The sequence below is a fragment of the Acinetobacter sp. HA genome (assembly GCF_000264725.1).
GTDB classification, from domain to species: domain Bacteria; phylum Pseudomonadota; class Gammaproteobacteria; order Pseudomonadales; family Moraxellaceae; genus Acinetobacter; species Acinetobacter schindleri.
Genome location: NZ_AJXD01000096.1, coordinates 21,240 through 39,687 on the forward strand (window position 1 = coordinate 21,240; position 18,448 = coordinate 39,687).

At 45.6% G+C, this 18,448-nt stretch carries 13 protein-coding genes and 3 pseudogenes; 9 read left to right on the forward strand and 7 right to left on the reverse strand.

Translation table 11 applies throughout. The features are described 5' to 3' along the window. Nucleotides 1–37: 37 nt before the first annotated feature. Nucleotides 38–1,342, reverse strand: a complete 1,305-nt coding sequence (gene rsmB / locus HADU_RS13030; RefSeq protein WP_008306964.1) for a 16S rRNA (cytosine(967)-C(5))-methyltransferase RsmB — start codon at nucleotides 1,340–1,342, stop codon at nucleotides 38–40. Next, on the reverse strand, nucleotides 1,339–2,301 hold the full coding sequence (gene fmt / locus HADU_RS13035) for a methionyl-tRNA formyltransferase (RefSeq protein ID WP_008306965.1): 963 nt from the start codon (nucleotides 2,299–2,301) through the stop codon (nucleotides 1,339–1,341). Before fmt ends, rsmB begins: the two co-directional genes overlap by 4 nt. Before the next feature lie 403 nt (nucleotides 2,302–2,704). Between fmt and ilvD (HADU_RS13040) the strand changes: the two genes are divergently transcribed. The 6 genes and pseudogenes from ilvD (HADU_RS13040) to HADU_RS15455 all read left to right on the forward strand — a co-directional run. Further along, nucleotides 2,705–4,534, forward strand: coding sequence for a dihydroxy-acid dehydratase (gene ilvD, locus HADU_RS13040; protein ID WP_008306966.1), 1,830 nt, complete (start codon nucleotides 2,705–2,707; stop codon nucleotides 4,532–4,534). Nucleotides 4,535–4,732: 198 nt separating this feature from the next. Then, nucleotides 4,733–4,936: a hypothetical protein gene (locus tag HADU_RS13045; RefSeq protein ID WP_004814075.1), complete on the forward strand. Its 204-nt coding sequence runs from the start codon at nucleotides 4,733–4,735 to the stop codon at nucleotides 4,934–4,936. Nucleotides 4,937–5,426: 490 nt separating this feature from the next. Then, on the forward strand, nucleotides 5,427–7,112 hold the full coding sequence (gene ilvD / locus HADU_RS13050; protein ID WP_008306974.1) for a dihydroxy-acid dehydratase: 1,686 nt from the start codon (nucleotides 5,427–5,429) through the stop codon (nucleotides 7,110–7,112). 156 nt (nucleotides 7,113–7,268) lie between these two features. Further along, nucleotides 7,269–8,591, forward strand: a complete 1,323-nt coding sequence (locus tag HADU_RS13055; protein ID WP_008306976.1) for a hypothetical protein — start codon at nucleotides 7,269–7,271, stop codon at nucleotides 8,589–8,591. Then, nucleotides 8,572–8,859 (forward strand): chorismate mutase, encoded by a 288-nt coding sequence (locus HADU_RS13060; protein ID WP_004814081.1) that lies wholly within the window; start codon nucleotides 8,572–8,574, stop codon nucleotides 8,857–8,859. Before HADU_RS13055 ends, HADU_RS13060 begins: the two co-directional genes overlap by 20 nt. 165 nt (nucleotides 8,860–9,024) lie before the next feature. After that, a pseudogene (locus HADU_RS15455) lies at nucleotides 9,025–9,186 on the forward strand (sulfite exporter TauE/SafE family protein); the annotation flags it as partial. On the opposite strand, the pseudogene HADU_RS13065 reads toward HADU_RS15455, so the two are convergent. Continuing rightward, a pseudogene (locus HADU_RS13065) lies at nucleotides 9,183–9,749 on the reverse strand (LysR substrate-binding domain-containing protein); the annotation flags it as partial. The pseudogenes HADU_RS15455 and HADU_RS13065 overlap by 4 nt on opposite strands. A gap of 33 nt (nucleotides 9,750–9,782) precedes the next feature. On the opposite strand from HADU_RS13065, the gene HADU_RS13070 reads away from it, so the two are divergent. Both HADU_RS13070 and HADU_RS13075 read left to right on the forward strand, forming a co-directional pair. Beyond that, complete coding sequence (locus tag HADU_RS13070) at nucleotides 9,783–10,442, forward strand: IS607 family transposase (RefSeq protein WP_008306983.1); 660 nt, start codon at nucleotides 9,783–9,785, stop codon at nucleotides 10,440–10,442. Then, nucleotides 10,393–11,547, forward strand: coding sequence for an RNA-guided endonuclease InsQ/TnpB family protein (locus tag HADU_RS13075; RefSeq protein ID WP_008306985.1), 1,155 nt, complete (start codon nucleotides 10,393–10,395; stop codon nucleotides 11,545–11,547). Before HADU_RS13070 ends, HADU_RS13075 begins: the two co-directional genes overlap by 50 nt. 151 nt (nucleotides 11,548–11,698) lie before the next feature. Here the strand turns inward: HADU_RS13075 and HADU_RS13080 are convergent. The 4 genes and pseudogenes from HADU_RS13080 to HADU_RS13095 form a co-directional block, all read right to left on the reverse strand. Next, a pseudogene (locus tag HADU_RS13080) lies at nucleotides 11,699–12,055 on the reverse strand (LysR family transcriptional regulator); the annotation flags it as partial. Between the two features lie 97 nt (nucleotides 12,056–12,152). Next, nucleotides 12,153–13,445, reverse strand: a complete 1,293-nt coding sequence (locus HADU_RS13085) for a solute carrier family 23 protein (RefSeq protein ID WP_008306987.1) — start codon at nucleotides 13,443–13,445, stop codon at nucleotides 12,153–12,155. A gap of 298 nt (nucleotides 13,446–13,743) precedes the next feature. Then, on the reverse strand, nucleotides 13,744–16,428 hold the full coding sequence (gene ppc / locus HADU_RS13090; RefSeq protein WP_008306988.1) for a phosphoenolpyruvate carboxylase: 2,685 nt from the start codon (nucleotides 16,426–16,428) through the stop codon (nucleotides 13,744–13,746). 145 nt (nucleotides 16,429–16,573) lie between these two features. Continuing rightward, complete coding sequence (locus tag HADU_RS13095) at nucleotides 16,574–17,194, reverse strand: TetR/AcrR family transcriptional regulator (RefSeq protein ID WP_034592993.1); 621 nt, start codon at nucleotides 17,192–17,194, stop codon at nucleotides 16,574–16,576. A 148-nt stretch (nucleotides 17,195–17,342) separates the two neighbouring features. Between HADU_RS13095 and HADU_RS13100 the strand changes: the two genes are divergently transcribed. Further along, the gene (locus tag HADU_RS13100) at nucleotides 17,343–18,446 is read left to right on the forward strand and encodes an efflux RND transporter periplasmic adaptor subunit (protein ID WP_008306992.1); all 1,104 of its coding nucleotides are present in this window, start codon (nucleotides 17,343–17,345) and stop codon (nucleotides 18,444–18,446) included. Nucleotides 18,447–18,448 lie beyond the last annotated feature (2 nt).

Sequence of the window (18,448 nt, forward strand, 5' to 3'; positions counted from 1 at the left end):
AAGGCAGCCGAAGCTGCCTTTTTCTTCAAACAACTATTTAAGCCGTTTTTTCGATTCGGCAATAGAAGAAACCATCGCCTTGACCCGCTTTAGGTAAAAGCTGACGACCATGAATCTGCTCAATACCCCAATTCGCTTTGATCTTGATTTCTTTGGCATCCGCATGGGTAGTAAAGAACTCGACCATCTGCTGTTCATTTTCTGCTTTTAGAATCGAACAGGTGATATAAAGCAAAGTACCGCCAACTTTCAGCTGCTGCCACATATTTTCCAGAATCTGTTTTTGCAGTTCCACCGTCTGGGCGATATCAGTAGATTGACGCAGCAGGCGAATATCCGGATGACGACGCATCACGCCAATCGCTGAGCAGGGTGCATCCAGTACGATACAGTCCGGCTGCTCAGCCGCCTGCCAGTTGATTGCATCAGCAGTAACGATTTCTACATGCTCACCTTCAAGTAGCAGACGTTCCAGGTTTTCCTGGACGCGCAGCAGACGTTTGGCATCCTGATCCAATGCAATCAGCTTTTTAGGACTGTATTTTTCCAGAATATGTGCGGTCTTGCCACCCGGTGCTGCGCAGGCATCGACGACATATTTATTATTCAGGTTGGGCAGTAAAGTGGCACAGAGCTGGGCATGCTCATCCTGTACCGAGAAACCACCAATATCGAAGCCGGGCAGGTGCGGTACATGGATACTCTCATCCAGCACGATACCCACTTCAGAAATACTGCAGGCATGCACAGCAATATCATGTTCTTCCAGAATTTCTAAATACTCATCACGGCTCACCTGACGTTCATTGACGCGTAAGGTCAGAGGAGCCACCTGCTTCAGTTCAGTGCTAAGTTCCAGCAGCTGTTCAGGCCAGTCTTTCTTCAGACGTTTATATAACCAGCTTGGCAAACCATGCGCCTGTTTTAATGCTGCCTGAAAGTCAGGTGTTTCACGTGAAACACGACGCAGGATGGCATTCACTACCCCACTTAAAGCCTGATAACCGAGCTGTTTAACAGCCGTTACGGTCTCGGAAATTGCGGCATGCGGCGCAATCCGGGTTTCCAGCAACTGATATAGACCGACATAGAGACAGGTTTCGACCGTATCATTGTTAATCGGTTTCACCAAGAGTGGCAGGGTCACGCTTTTCAGCGCATACCACTGACGCAGTGTCCCAAGAACCAGTTCATGGAACAGGGCGCGGTCACGCTCTGCCACTTTGCCAAGATGTTGTGGCAAAACACTGGCAAGTGATTGCCCTTGCTGTACCGCGAGCAGGGTGCGAATCACCTGGGCACGTAAGTTCAGGTGTGATGTGCCGGCTTCGTAATGACTCATGCCAGTATTTGTCCTACATGTAATTTTTGGGTTTGATTGATTTGAACCGGGTTCAGCGCTTTACCGCCCGGCCACTGCAGTGAGGTCAGGCAAATAGCTTTTTGATCACCACAAGCCACATGTACGCCATGTTTATCTAGCGCGAGGATAGTTCCAGGTACCTTGCCTTCCGCATTTTCATGAGATAACAAAGAACCCCAAACGCGCAGGTTATTTGTTTCATCAATAGGCGTAAATGCTACTGGCCATGGATTAAATGCACGGATATTGCGGTCAATCGTGACCGCATCCTGAGTCCAATCAATTTTAGCTTCTGCCTTGGATAATTTATGTGCATAAACCGTAAGCGCTTCATCCTGCACTTTGCGGTGATCAAGATAGTGCTGTAGAGATTCTTCTGATTCCAGCACTTTGACTGTTGCTTCAGCACCTTGCTGAGCCAGCTTGTCATGCAAAGAAGCAGAGGTGTCTTGTGGCTCAATCGGGCAGATGGTTTTATACATCATGTCGCCAGTATCCAGACCAGCTGCCATTTTCATAATGGTCACACCAGTCTCGGCATCACCCGTAGCGATGGCACGCTGGATTGGTGCGGCACCACGCCAGCGCGGCAGTAATGAACCGTGAATATTCAGACAGCCATATTTCGGCGTATCTAAAACCACTTGCGGCAGGATCAGACCATAAGCTGCCACAACCATGACATCCGCATTTAAGGCTTTTAACTCAGCTTGAGCTGCCAGACCTTCGTCTGTTGAAGATTTAAAGTGTAGCGGTTGATAGACCGGAATATTGTGTTCCAGTGCCAGCTGTTTAACCGCAGATGCAGTGAGTTTTTGGCCGCGACCCGCTTTACGGTCCGGTTGGGTATACACCGCCACAATCTCATGGTCGGTTTTTAGCAGCGCAGCCAATGCAGTGGCTGCAAATTCTGGTGTGCCTGCAAAAATGATTTTCACGGATGAAATTCCAAATAAACTTAAGGGCATTATAAGGCATAAGGCAATTCGCAGCCTAATTCAGCAAAAGCTTAAAGCTCAGTACCACCCATTACCATGATAAATCACTCAAATTTCATATAAAAAAAACTCATGCAAATTGTAAAAAATATTCATGAAAGTTTTGTATTTAAACCGGAACGATAACGGTATAGTAGTTTTTAATAAAATATTTTAATCGTGTACGTACTGAAACTGCTCTGAGCATATCCCCGCCTGTCACATTGATAAGCGCCTGATCCGCCGTGTAACTTGGTGTATGATATGTTCAATTTTCGACTGATTTCATGCTCTCGATCAGACAGATTTCGCCAGAGTGAATGAACTCATTCATCTCAAGCACAACCTTTGTTGGAATAACACAATGCCTGACTATCGTTCAAAAACATCGACACACGGAAGAAACATGGCGGGTGCGCGTGGCTTATGGCGCGCCACTGGTATGAAGGATGAAGACTTCGGCAAGCCAATTATTGCAGTGGTCAACTCATTTACCCAGTTCGTTCCGGGCCACGTACATCTTAAAGACCTCGGTCAATTGGTGGCGCGTCAGATTGAACAAGCAGGCGGCGTAGCAAAAGAATTTAATACCATTGCTGTGGATGATGGTATCGCGATGGGTCATGATGGCATGTTGTATTCACTGCCTTCACGTGACCTGATCGCGGACTCGGTTGAGTACATGGTGAATGCACACTGTGCTGACGCGATGGTCTGTATCTCGAACTGTGACAAAATCACACCGGGGATGCTGATGGCGGCAATGCGCCTGAACATTCCAGTCGTATTCGTGTCAGGCGGCCCAATGGAAGCCGGTAAAGTGAAAATCCGTGGTAATGAACACGCGATTGACCTTGTTGATGCCATGGTGGTTGCAGCAGATGATAGCTTCACTGATGAAGAAGTTGCAGCATATGAACGTTCTGCATGTCCAACTTGTGGTTCATGTTCTGGTATGTTCACAGCGAACTCAATGAACTGCTTAACTGAAGCATTGGGTCTGTCTTTACCAGGTAATGGTTCAACACTTGCTACACATGCAAACCGTAAAAAGTTATTCGAAAAAGCAGGTCAACTCATCGTAGAGATCACCAAACGTCACTACGAGCAAAATGATTACAGCTTGCTGCCACGCAATATCGCAACCAAAGCATCGTATGAAAATGCTATGACTTTAGATATCGCGATGGGCGGTTCAACCAATACGGTACTTCACTTATTGGCAGCTGCTCATGAAGCTGGTGTTGATTTCACCATGAATGACATTGACCGTCTGTCTCGTAAAGTGCCAGTCCTGTGTAAAGTTGCACCTGCAAAGCAGGACGTACATATGGAAGATGTACACCGCGCTGGTGGCATCATGTCGATCTTGGGTGAACTGGATCGCGCAGGCTTGTTGGATACCTCTGTACCCACCGTCCATGAAGCAACTTTAAAAGATGCCTTGGATAAATGGGACATTATCCGTACTGAAGATGAAGAAGTGTATACCTTCTTTAAATCAGCACCGGGCGGTGTACCAACACAAACCGCATTCTCACAAGACCGCTACTACTCACGTTTAGATGGTGACCGTGAAAATGGTGTGATCCGCAATGCCGAACATGCCTTCTCTAAAGACGGCGGTCTGGCAGTACTTTATGGCAACATCGCACTGGATGGCTGTATTGTAAAAACGGCTGGTGTAGATGAGTCGATCTTGAAGTTCAACGGTACAGCACGTGTATTTGAAAGCCAGGATTCAGCAGTTGAAGCGATCTTGGGCGGTAAAATCACGGCCGGCGATGTGGTTGTAATTCGTTACGAAGGCCCACGTGGTGGCCCAGGTATGCAAGAAATGTTGTATCCAACCAGCTACCTGAAATCAAAAGGTTTAGGGAAAGACTGTGCACTTGTAACAGATGGTCGTTTCTCGGGTGGTTCATCAGGTCTTTCAATTGGTCACGTGTCACCAGAAGCTGCGGAAGGTGGTGCGATTGGTCTGGTTGAAGATGGCGACCGTATCGAAATCGATATTCCGAATCGTACGATTCACCTGGCTGTTGAGGACGCTGTAATGGCAGAACGTCGTGCAGCGCAAGAAGCCAAAGGTTGGAAGCCTGCGGAAGAGCGTCCACGCAAGATTTCTAAAGCCTTGAAAGCCTATGCAATGCACACCACGAGTGCTGCGAAAGGTGCAGTACGTGATATCTAAGCTGTAAATTTTTATAGCACAAAAAAGCACTCCAGATGGGGTGCTTTTTTTATTTCTTAGATATTTAAGGTTGGGTAAATCACGTGAACTTTCATAAAAGCAATCATGGCAGTACTTTAGATATTTAAAACCAATAAAGGCTTAATAAAAGTAGGTGTATAGTAAAAATACAGTATCAATGCAAAAGTGATTACACGCATGTCAATGAAATTTATTAGCCGCTTTGTCGTAATTTTAGTGCTCATTATGATTTTAGCCGCACTTAGTATTCAATTTTTCTTTGATCCACATTACACCGTCGTATTCTGGATTTTAGCTGTTCCTGTAATTTTGGGAGCTCCGATTCTTGGATCTGTGATCTTGGCATCCAATGAAGAACTTGATCTTCATCAGTTGAATTAAGCACATATATTAAAAATGCGCCAGGCAGTGATTTGAATGACTATGTGAATGAATCTATCTCAGTTCTCTAACATTTGAACCATCGTCCAAGAAAAAGACTCGGCTTTAAAAGTCCGAGTCAGGTCATATGGCAACCCCCTGATATTGCACTGCAAATGCTAGTCTGATTGTTTGATAATTCACTGCCTCAAATCACTTTTAGGGTTCTAATAATTTTTGCATAGGCAGACTTTTACTTTGGATAGCGCCAAAGTAAAAAATACTTTTATTGCACTGACTCTATTGCCTGAACAAGTTTAAAGCATTGCTTTAAGATGAATGCAAGGCAGCGACATTGATATCGCTCTTACTCATGCGCCTAGAGCAAGAGAAAAACAGACTTAGGTGATACACAGAGTCTTACTTTTATGTGGACACGGCTTTCTATACAATCGGATAAAACCTAGACAGCTTTCAGGCTTCACAAGAATTACATCCAGGACAAAACAAGATGAGTAAAGATAATATCCGAGAGCACTCAGCCCCCGTTTATGAAGGCATCGAAAATGCCCCGGCCCGATCCATGATGCGTGCCACGGGTTTTCAGGATGAAGACTTTAATCGTCCTTTTATTGGCATTGCTTCGACCTGGGCCAATGTCACCCCGTGTAATATGCATATTGACGGTCTGGCCAGAACGGTAGAACAGGGTGTGAGTGCTGCGGGTGGCAAGGGCATTATCTTCAATACCATTACCATTTCCGACGGGATTTCTAATGGTACCGAAGGTATGAAATATTCCTTGCTGTCCCGTGAAATCATTGCGGATTCGATTGAAGCAGTGGTCGGCTGTCAGGCCTATGATGGTGTAATTGCCATTGGTGGCTGTGATAAAAATATGCCGGGCTGCATCATGGGACTGGCACGTCTAAACCGTCCAGGTCTGTTTATTTATGGCGGTACCATCAAACCGGGCGAAGGTCATACCGACATGATTTCCGTATTTGAAGCAGTCGGACAGCATGCCAAAGGTGAAATCAATGCGATTCAGGTCAAGCATATTGAAGAAGTGGCTTTGCCGGGTCCAGGTTCTTGTGGCGGGATGTATACCGCGAATTCCATGGCTTCTGCGATTGAAGCACTCGGTATGAGCCTGCCGGGTTCTTCTGCACAGGAAGCCGTCTCTGAAGACAAGCAGATCGACTGTGCCCGTGCTGGTGAAGCCGTGATGAATCTGTTACGTCTGGACATCAAACCACGTGACATCATGACCAAAGCGGCTTTTGAAAATTCAATTAAAGTTCTGATTGCTTTGGGTGGTTCGACCAATGGTGTACTCCATCTGTTGGCCATGGCACATACCGCAGGTGTGGAGCTCAGTCTGGATGATTTTGTCCGGATTGGTAAAGACATTCCTGTAGTCGCTGATGTACGTCCATCGGGTAAATATCTGATGTCGGAGCTGATTGCGATTGGCGGGATTCAACCATTGATGAAACGTATGCTGGATGCCGGCATGCTGGATGGTTCCTGCCTGACTGTGACTGGTAAAACTCTGGCAGAAAACCTGGCGAATGTAAAAGATTATCCTGAAGGTCAGCAGATTATCCTGTCATTTGACCAGCCGGTGAAAAAAGATTCACATCTGATCATTATGAAAGGTAACCTTTCACCAAAAGGTGCCGTGGCCAAAATTACCGGTAAGGAAGGCCTTTACTTCAAAGGAGCAGCACGGGTCTTTGAGGGTGAACAGGGCGCCATGCGCGGGATTCTGGATGGTGAAGTTCAGCCGGGTGAAGTGGTGGTGATTCGCGGTGTTGGTCCTAAAGGTGGACCAGGCATGCCAGAAATGCTGAAACCGACCTCAGCGATTATTGGTAAAGGCTTAGGGGATTCCGTAGCACTGATTACCGATGGCCGATTCTCCGGTGGTAGTCATGGGTTTGTGATTGGTCATGTCACCCCAGAAGCCTATGAAGGTGGACCGATCGGTCTGGTACAAAATGGCGATGAGATTTCGATAAATGCAGAAACCCGTGAAATGACCTGGCATGTCTCGGATGAGGAAATCGCTGCACGTCAGGCCGCCTGGATTAAACCAAAACCGAATTACACGCATGGAGCATTAGCCAAGTTTGCCAAACTGACCTCTGGTGCAGAAACCGGGGCAGTGACTGACCTAAATCTCGAGATCTAAACGCTCTGTAAACATTGATCATTTTGTCTTGAATTGATATAAGTTTTTTTCACATACAGCAGATCCAGGTGATCTGCTATTCTGGTGAAAAAGATAGTATCCTGTAGCAGTTAGACGCTGTCATCTGCTGCGTTGTTCTCTACTGAGGCTGATCTCATGTCCCTGTTACGCCGTTGGTTCGATCCAATCCGATCGAGTTGGTTTTATCAAAAGCCAACCCGCCAGGCGGTGCTATCTGCTGAAGATGGCTTAACGATTTATCTGCGTCTGGATGATGTGTATAGCTATCTGGCAGTGCAGCTGTTACCACAACTGGAAGAGATCCTGAGTCCGGAATTAAAACCGTTGAAGGTAGTCATCTCCAGTCAACGGGGCGAAATACCGAATCAGATGTCTTTTGAAGAATGGCAAAATTACTGTATTAATGATGCCAAAATCCTCTCCAGACAGCATCGTTTCAGCTTTCATGAAACACCAGAATTACCCACTGCAGAAGCCTTAAAACAGGCCGAAACCATTCTGCGCCGAACCCCATTGCGTGGCCAGGATTTTCTTTATCTGCTGGAAGATATCTTTCATATGCTGTGGCAAAAGCAGTATGGCAAACTGCGTACCTTGCATACCATGGCCAGTCGCCATCATCAGCCACAGGATTTTTCTGAACGGGTCTTTGACACAACCCCGGTTTTGGCCAGCTATTTTGATTTCGGTGGCCGTCAGTATCATGCCGTAGATGATCTGCTGCGTTTAACCCGCCGTCTGAAACAGCAAAAATTACTGACGGGTAATCCAATCTTCCTGATCAATCATATTGAATGGCGTGAGCACCTGATCAGTGATGCTGAAGAACTGAATGAAATTCAGGGCTTAGATCCGGAACTGGATCTGTATATTGCCCTGGAAGATCCAATTTCCTGGCTGTTGCTGGCCTATATTAGGGAAGAACTGGCTGATTTTTATAATATCCATCTGAATGTCTATCCGCTGTCTTATCGTGGCCGTGATGGCTTTGACTGGGGACTGGCAACGCGCCTGTCAAAACGGACTGAAGTCGAATTTACCCCATTTTGCCGACCGACGGTACAAAGCATTTTGCCGATGGCACAGCTGTATTACAGCTGCCCGGAAGAAGGGCGGGTGGATGCGATGTACCGGATTTTGCAGGCGGTCTGGACGCGTGGACGTGACTTGAGTTATACCCCACATTTCAATGCCTTACAGCAGGAACTGGGAGTTGGGCAACTGACCGAAGAAGATATTCAGGCTAAGCTTAGAGACAATGATATGCTCTGTGAAATGAAGTCTCAGCCCAACTTGCCGGTGCTGGAACTTCGGATTGATAATCAAAGTTTTGTATTTAATAGCTTATATCGTGTCTGGATGATTGAAAGTATTTTCAGTAATGTGTTAGAAGAAAAGTATAAGAGTGATAATCAAACTGAAAGTGAACTGAATAAACATGAACAAAGTAAAAGCTGAATCATTACAACATGCACGTGAGCAGATTGACGCGATTGATACAGCTTTGGTTGAGCTGATTGCTGCGCGCCAGTTTTATGTAGATCAAACCACCCGTTTCAAGAAAACTGAAACTGACCTGCAATCTCCGGAACGGATGGAGCAGGTTGTTGAAAATGTCAAAGCCCAAGCTCAAAAGCAGGGCATTGATCCAGTGTTTATCGAGCACCTGTATCGGGAAATGTTCCAGCATTTTATTCAGCGCGAACTGAAAGAATTTCGTCCTTAAGCGCCCTTTATTTAAAATCTGTGCTGGTCAATCTGATGCTTTCCAGCAAAGTACATCTTGAGCCTCAAGATTTGCTTGAGGCTGTATCCTTAAAACCCTGATTTTTCTTTGGCAGTCATTTTTATAGCATGGTTCTAAATAAATTTGGGATCATCAGATGATTGCTTTCCGATGTCGGCAATTGCTTTAGTTCCTGCGCTCATCGGCATGTGGTTGGGTAAGAAAATTCGCTATCGAATTCCTGAGCAGAAATTCCGTACTGTATTTTTTATCGGTCTGATTGCTTTGGGCAGTTATATGACACTGCACCAGTTCGGCTGGATTTAATCCAAGACTTTCTGAATCTCGGCAGAAAGTAAAAATTGGCTAAAATGTTGATAGGCAATACTCAGTTCATCAAAATTTTTCGCAGCTAACAGTAACTTGCGGTTGGCCCAATCTCCAGTCAACTGGATTTGCTTAAATGCATAGAGCTTGGCCAAACGTTGCGCAGCACGTTGCGGCATGATGGCAATGCCAACACCATTCGCAACCACCTGAGCAATAGCAGAAAAATTCGGCAATCTTAAGCGGTATTGGATTTCGCAGTGGAGTAATCTGGCCTGAGCTTCAATAGACTGTTGTAAGGAGTGATATTGCATTAAACCCACAAAGGGATAATTCAGACAGTCCCCTAATTTCAATGCTTTACTGGTACTGAGATCATGCTGTTCTGGACAGATTAGCACCAAAGGATCATCTGAAAATTCCAGGGTTTGCAACTGTGGAGCAGCAAAGAAGCTGGAAATTAAACCAAGTTTGGCAGTGCCACTGGTCAATGCTGCAATAATGTCATTGCTCTCTGCTTCTTTTAGATCAATCTGGATATTGGGGGTCATAACTGCTAGTTGAAATCTACTCATTTCTATACTAATATATAAATTATGAGTAAGTATGTAAGCATTAGCGTTGCAGCTAAAACACTAGGCGTTTCCATTCAAACATTAAGACGTTGGGATGAAGAAGGCGCTTTGGTTGCAGATCGAACCCCTAAAAATCACAGGCGATATGATCTGAGTAAGATCACGCCTGAGCAAATCCATAAGCTTGATAGTCAGGATCAAAGAAAAACCATTGCATACGCAAGGGTGTCTAGTCATGATCAAAAAGAAGATTTAATCCGTCAGCAACAAGTTTTAGAAATGTATTGCGCCAATCAAGGTTGGACGTTTGAGTTAATTTCCGATCTTGGTTCAGGTATGAACTACAAGAAAAAAGGCTTAAATAAGCTCCTTGAAGCCATTATGAATGATGAAATTGGGCGTTTGGTTTTAACGCATAAAGACCGTTTGTTGCGCTTTGGAGCTGAATTGGTTTTTGCCTTATGCGAAGCTAAGAGTGTTGAAATTGTTATTCTTAATAAAGGTGAAAATTTATCTTTTGAGGAAGAACTTGCTCAAGACGTTTTGGAAATTATTACTGTTTTTTCAGCAAGATTGTACGGTAGTCGTAGCAAAAAAACCAGAAGCTCATTCAGGCGGTTAAAGACGCACTATGAGCCGATTTATACGAGGGCATGTCATTCAATTACTGCCAAACGATAAGCAAGCCACTCATTTTGCACAGGCAAGTGGTGTTGCACGTTTATCTTATAATTGGGCATTAAAAGAATGGCAACGTCAGTATAAAGCGGATAAAGAATATCGAGATCAGTGTGAATATTATGGTGTCGAGGTTGATAAAAAACTCCTCAATAAGCCATCCGAAGGCAAGATTAGAAAACACTTAAACTCATTTAAGCGTTCAAAATATCCATTTATGCTGAAAGTAACCAAGTGCGCCCCACAGCTTGCTATTAAGCAGCTAGGCAACTCATTTGATCGCTTCTTCAGTGGTCAGTCAAAGTATCCTAGACCTAGAAAAAAAGGCGTAGATGATCGTTTTTCATTATCAAATGACCAGTTTCGCATTAAAGATAGAAAAATCAGTATCCCAAACTTGGGTTGGGTAAAGATGACTGAGGATTTACGCTATCAAGGTAAAATCCTATCAGCAAAAATATTTAAACAAGGTGGCAAGTGGTTTGCTTCTATTAGTGTTGAGTTAAATCAAGCTGAGAATCTTCACCCAAAAACAGGTGTGGCTATTGGTGTTGATTTGGGTGTTTCTAATCTTGCCACGCTATCCAATGGTGAGGTTATCCCATCAAGTGCGCCATTAAAAAGACAACTAGCCAAACTAAGACGACTTACAAAGTCTTTTAGCCGCAAACAGAAAGGTAGTCAAAATAGAGAAAAAGCGAAAACCAAGCTCTCTCGTTTGCACTACAAAATATCATGCCTGAGAAAGAACCATCTTCATCAAGTCACATCGAATTTAATCAAGCGATTCGATGTAATTGCAATTGAGGATTTAAATGTGAAAGGTATGGTTAAGAACCGTAAACTCTCAAGAGCCATATCTGATATGGGATTTCATGAGTTCAAGCGACAACTGATCTACAAGGCAGCACAACATGGCAAGTCAATTCTATCTGTTGGTAGATTCTTTCCAAGTAGTAAAATGTGTTCGCATTGTGGTGAATTAAATCAAAACTTAACGCTATCAATGCGTAAGTGGCGATGTTCATGTAAAACCCTGCATGATCGGGATATTAATGCTGCGATTAATATCCTAAAACATGCAGATAAAGAATTGGTAGCCACCTAAGCTACCAATGGCGGTGAGTTACACCGTGACAGCCTGTGGAATTGAGGTAATCCCAAAAGCAATTGCGATTGGTTCTTGATAGTGAAGCAGGAATTAGACATTAAGCCCACGTAAGTAGGTTTGAGTAGGTTTGAGTAGGTTTTAAATAACGGTTATTGACCAGATACTTGGGTAGCAACAGGGGAAGATATTCACTTTGTGCTGATGAATTACACCACAAGCTGATATTAGAATGCTGTCCTTCACTAAAAACTGCCATAGCTCGTGACAGCTGTTGTCCCTGTTGCAGGATGGCTTGGGCATGCTCAGCAAAGACCTGACCTGCAAAAGTCATTTTCACTCCGCCAGAATGGCGGCTAAACAGACTGACCTGATATTGCTGTTCCAGCTTTTTAATCCGCTCACTGGCTGCCTGTAAGGAAATAGCAGAGCGTTCAGCACCTTTGGTCAGACTACCTGTGTCGACTATATTGAGAAAAAGACGTAAATCAAAAAAATCCAGACGCATCGGCAGGATGCTCATATAAAAGATCAGGCCTATTTAAACAATTCTTGCGATATAAAAAAAGCAGCCTGGAGGCTGCTTGAAAATTTAAGTCTTCGAATTATTTTTTATCAACTAGGCTAAAGAACCAGTTCAGGAATAACGCAGCAAAGGTCGCTGTACCAATTCCACCTAGGTTAAAGTTACCGAAGGTCAGGGCAAAGTCACCCGTACCTAAAATAATGGTCACAGCCGCAACCATCAGATTTTTGTTTTGTGAGAAGTCGACTTTATTTTCAATCCAGATTTTTGCACCGGCAATGGTGATCAAACCAAAGACTACAATCGAAGCACCAGTCAGAATCGCAGTTGGAATGGTATGAATAATTGCACCAAACTTCGGTGATAGGCCAAGGAAGACTGCAAACACACCGGCTACGGCAAAGATAATGGTGGAGTAAACCCGGGTCACAGCCATCACACCGATGTTTTCACCATACGTGGTCATCCCCGGAGCACCGACACCACCAGCCAAGGTAGTCGCAACACCATCTGCAACAAAGGCTTTACCGATATGCGGATCCAGGTTTTCTCCAGTCATTGCGCCGACTGCTTTAATATGCCCGAGGTTTTCAGCGACCAGAATCAAGGCAATCGGTGCAATGATCAGCATGGCATTCAATTCAAAAGTCGGCGCATGGAAGGTCGGTACACCAAACCAAGCTGCTTGCTGAATTGGCAGGAAATTGATAGCAGTGCCATAACCCATGACATTGCTAAGTACGAAATAGATCAGATAAGCCAATAACAGGCCGACCAATAAAAGCAGACGCTGTAATAGACCACGGGTGAAGACGGCAATTGAACCCATACACAATACTGTGACCAAAGACATCCACATATTAAAAGTATTGCCCATCACGCTTTTTACAGTCACAGGAGCCAGGTTCAGACCAATAATCATGACCACCGCACCAGTCACCACAGGCGGCATCAATTTCTCAATCCAGCGGGTTCCTGTTGCCATGACCAGAAAACCCATCAGGGCATAGAAGATACCACAGGCAATAATCCCGCCTGCTGCAACGCCAATATTCGGATTGAGGCCACCACCGGCATAACCGGTTGCCGCAATCACGACCCCAATGAAGGCAAAGCTTGATCCTAGATAACTTGGAACCCGGCCACCTGTCATGATAAAGAACAGAATGGTACAGATCCCTGACATTAAGATGGCCAGGTTGGGATCAAAGCCCATCAAAAACGGGGCCAGTACAGTGGCACCAAACATTGCAAAAGCGTGTTGTACACCTAGAATTAAAGTTTGTGCGGGTGGTAAATACTCTGCGGTACCTACTGGTCGTGCATCGATACTGCCCTCATAAGGGCGCCATTTGGGAAACCAACTGGACATAAAATGAGCACTCAAAAGATAAATTGAGCACATCATACTCTTGTTCTTTCGAAGATTTAATTACCAAAACAAAATTTTTGTTCAAATTAATTCTATGACTTTATTTGAGATTTTACCGTGTGGTAAAAGTAAAGTGGTTTAAAAATAAAGTGAAATCAGTAGATTAATTCATCAGCTACTTCTTGGGATGATCTATAAATAAATCTAATGTGATATATAAAAGAAAGCTTTTTTGGCTATTGACTGATCAATAAAAAAGCACATCATGGAGATGTGCTTCTTCATGATTAAAAATTACTTAGCCCGTATTACGTAAACCAGCGGCAATTCCAGCAATACTTACCATTAAGGCATGATCTACCGGGGTGTGTTCAGCATTTTGCTCTGCCAGATACAGACGACGGCGTTTCATCAGTTCGGCCTGTAACAAGTGCAGCGGCAGTAAATAGGGCTTACGCACACGCATTGATTGATCCAGCACATCGTTACTGGTCAGCAGTTTTGATTCACCTTTTAAAGTCAGTAGCGTTTGTACTGCATCTTTCAGACGTTGACGCAGTTCCTCACCCAATACTTTCAGGTCGGGATCATGAGTCAAGTGTGACTCATAATACAATGCCACATCACCATCTGCTTTGGACAGGACCATTTCCAGCATATCAATCAGGGTCTGGAAATATGGCCACTGCGCTAGCATTTCATCGAGTGTAGCACGTTGACCCTGATCCAGTACCTCATTTAATGCAGCACCGGTACCGAGCCAGGCAGGTAGCATCAGACGGATCTGGGTCCAGGCAAAGACCCATGGAATTGCACGTAAAGATTCAATCCCACCACTGACTTTACGTTTCGCTGGACGTGAACCTAAGGGCAGCATTTGCAGTTCCAGCTCAGGGGTGACGGTACGCAGGTATTTTACAAAGTGAGGATTTTCACGGACTGTCTGGCGATAGACCTGTACCGATAAATCGGTCATCTGATGCATCAGGTCACGCCATTCTGTTTTCGGCACAGGGGGCGGCAATAGCGTTGCTTCCAGTGTTGCCGCGGTATAGATCTCCAGGTTTTGTAGCGCGATGCCTTCCAGACCGAACTTGAAGCGGATCATCTCACCCTGTTCAGTGACACGAATCGCACCTGAGATCGAGCCGGGTGGTTGTGAGAACAGGGCCTGTTGTGTTGGAGCACCCCCTCGGCTGATTGAACCGCCACGGCCGTGGAACAGCGTCAGCTGGATACCATGCTGTTTTGCAACAGCCGTTAGTTCCTCTTGGGCACGGTATTGCGCCCAGTTGGCAGACATAAAACCGGCATCCTTGGCTGAATCTGAATAGCCAATCATGACTTCATGCTTGCCCTGAATATGCTGTTTATACCAGTGCATATTGAACAGGGTCGACATGGTGCTGGCTGCGTCGTCGAGATCTTTCAAAGTTTCAAAGAGAGGCACTACACGTAAAGCCTGTTTGATGCCTGCTTCTTTTTGCAGCAATAAAACCGCCAGTACATCACTTGGATATTCCGCCATCGAAATGATATAGGCACCGAGTGATTCACTTGGCTGTTCTGCCAGCGTACGCATGGTCGCGAAGACTTCCTGCACATCCGGATGCTCAATCAGGCTACCGGCCGGTTCATTGAGGTATTTTGGTAATAACGGACGCTTGCTTTGCAGTTCCTGTAATAAGAAATTTTGACGTGCCTGTTCAGTCCAGGTTTCAAAATTACCTAAGCCAAGATACTCCGTAATCGCAGAGATCGCCTGACGGTGACGGCCAGATTCCTGACGGATATCCAGTTTCAGCAATTCAATGCCGAAACTGTTCACACGGTAAATAAAGTCCAGCAGTTTGCCATTGGCAATTTCTGGTAGATTGCACGCTAGCAGCGAGCGATAGCACAGCAATAAAGGCTGTAATAACTCATCTTTGGTTTTAATTACCTGGCTGTCATCGGCATCATGACCATGCAGTTTTTCTGCTAGCCAGTGCCGCGTTGCTTTCAGGCGTTCACGGGTGTCACGGAGATATTCACGATAAGGTTCCGGATGTGAGCTGCCCAGCGCCTGTTGCAGTTCTTCACTGCATTGCTGGATCGACAGTTCCCAGCGCAGATCTTCAATATCACGTAAATACAGATCAGCGGCTTTCCAGCGTGACAGCCATAGTACTTCCTGAGTAATGTGATGGGTCACATTCGGGTTACCGTCACGGTCACCTCCCATCCAGGAGGCAAAACGCACTGGCGCAACACTGAGCGGTAATGACTGACCGCACTGTTCCTGTACCATGCCATCCAGTTCACGGATGAATTTTGGTACTGCATTCCATAAGGTCTGTTCAATGGTAGTAAAGCCCCATTTGGCTTCATCGACTGGTGTCGGACGATGCTGACGGATTTCATCGGTCTGCCAGGCAGACGTGATTAGCTGTTTCAGTTCGGCCAAAATGGCTTGGCGTTCACGCGGGGTGAGTTTCTGCTGGTCGCATTTGGACAGACAGTCATTGATACCATCATATTTTTGAATCAGGGTACGTCGGCTGACTTCAGTCGGATGCGCAGTCAGTACCAGTTCAATTTTCAGTTCACAGATCTGCTGATATAGGCTTTCAGCGGAAATTTCCTGCTGTTTAAATTTTTCAAATAGGGGAACCAGGGGATTTGGCGATTCGGCAGTTTCATCAAATTCGCTTTGACGGCGACGACGGACCACGTGATATTGCTCGGCAATATTGGCAAAGTTCAGGAAGTGGGTAAAGGCGCGGGTAAGCGGAAGAATTTCATCATCTTCCAGACTGAGAAATAGCTGTTCGAGTTGTTTTTCTGCTTCTAGCTGGCCGTCGCGAGCACCTTTGGAAAGCGCCCGAATCTGTTCCACCTGATTAAACAAATCCTGCCCCGCATGTAGCTTTAAGGTTTCACCGAGCAGATTGCCCAGTAAACGTACGTCTTCGCGTAGTGGTGCATCAATTTGTTGAGCCATTTTTATATTCCCTCTGTTGCATTTCCTGACTATACCGCGCCTGGAAAGCATTCCAAGCCCATTACAGACAAAAGTCGGACACGACCTGCCTATAAAATAGCAAGGTGAATGCCAATTTGTATGAATCTAATTACAAATTGGCATTTTAGGCGGCATAGCGCAATAAGAAAATATGAATAGCGTCCTGAATAATTATTTGCTGTTTTTCTAAGGCAGGTACGGGAAACACACCCAGCAGAACTTTCTGATGCCGGTTACCAAATAGCAGTGAGAGCATCAGTTCAGTTTGACGCAATGGATCATCTTGCTGAATAAAATGATAGCTCTGGGCCAGATGAAAGAACTCTTGCCAGAGCTGGCTTAATCGCAGATGCGAGGCATTAAAGAATTGTTGAGTTAAAGGACTTTGCTCGGAAGCCAGTTCCATCAGCAGTAAATCCAGTTTAATCGCTTCCGGCAGATTGACCATATTCATCGACAATATACAGGCTTCATGCAACGCATCACAAAAATTGCTCTTGGCATGCAGCAGTGTCGTTGGACTGGCTGGAATCAGATGCTCGCAAGTATCTTCAATCGCGCAGGTAAACAGTGTGGCTTTGTCCTGAAAATGGTTATACACCGTCAGCTTGGTTACGCCTGCAGCCTGCGCAATCTGGTTCATGCTGGAACCATGATAGCCATGCTGCAGAAACAGGTGTTTGGCCGCATCCAGAATACGCCGGCGCTTTTCGAGATCTTTAGGACGTCCTACGGGAATTTGCACATTTTTTTCCAAAAAAATAAAAATGGTCATTGTTTTATGGGGGGAATTCTAATTAGTGTGCCGCATGGTATATTAATTAAAAAATAACCAGTTCACTATAGCGCAGTCTATCGACCAGAAAAATCATTATTTGATAAGAGCAGACAACATGAGCACGATTCAGTACGTCCTGACCGGCATGATTATAGCTTGCAGTGTGACCTTAGGGGGATGCAGCAAAAACAATGCGGCAACAGAACAGGAAGTTCCCTTTGTCATGGTGACTCAGCCGAATACTTCCTATTTAGAACAGAAAAGCTATGCCGGGGATGTGCAGGCACGTCAGCAAACGCCGCTGGCGTTCCGGGTCGCTGGTCAGATCATCCAGCGCTATGTCGATGTCGGGGATCAGGTGCGGGTCGGGCAGGTACTGGCAAGCTTAGATGTCAAGGATGCGGAACTGCAGTTAAACGCAGCGCGTGCCCAACTGGAAAGTGCCCAGTCCGCAGCCAAAATTGCGGAAGATGAACTGAACCGTTTTAAACAGTTACTGCCGGCCAATGCGGTCAGCCGCTCGCAATATGATGCAGTCGAGAATCAATATAAGGCAGCTAGATCGAATCTAAAGCAGGCCCAGTCCAATTATGATGTCAGCCGTAACCAGACGGGTTATAACCGCTTAATTGCCAATAAAAATGGCGTGATTACTGCACGTCATATTGAAGTCGGTCAGGTCGTGGCAGCAGGACAGGCAGCCTTTGAAATTGCACTCTCCGGAGATCGTGAAGTGGTGATTGGGGTACCGGAACAGGCGGTGAGCGAGATTAAGGTTGGTCAGCCGGCCTGGGTTACCCTCTGGTCGAAAAAAGATGAAAAATTCAGTGCTTATGTGCGTGAGATTTCTCCGGCTGCAGATCAGTCCCGGACTTTTACGGTGCGGGTAGCACTACGTGAAGGTCAGAAGTCGATTCAGCTCGGACAAAGTGCCCGTGTGTTTTTTATCAAAACTCAGGACAATGCGCTGAGCGTACCCTTATCCAGTGTCTCTGCGACGGATGGCCAGGCCTATGTCATGGTGGTTAAGCCGGATTCTACCGTGCGTAAGCTGCCGGTACAGATTGGTGCTTATGGCCGTGACTCTGTGCCTGTGCTGAGTGGCCTCAAAGCAGATGATTATGTCGTGATTGGAGGCATTCACCTGCTCCGGGATCAGCAAAAAATCCGTCCGATTGACCGTCAGAACCGTAGTGTGACCATTCGGGCTGGAGGTTAAAC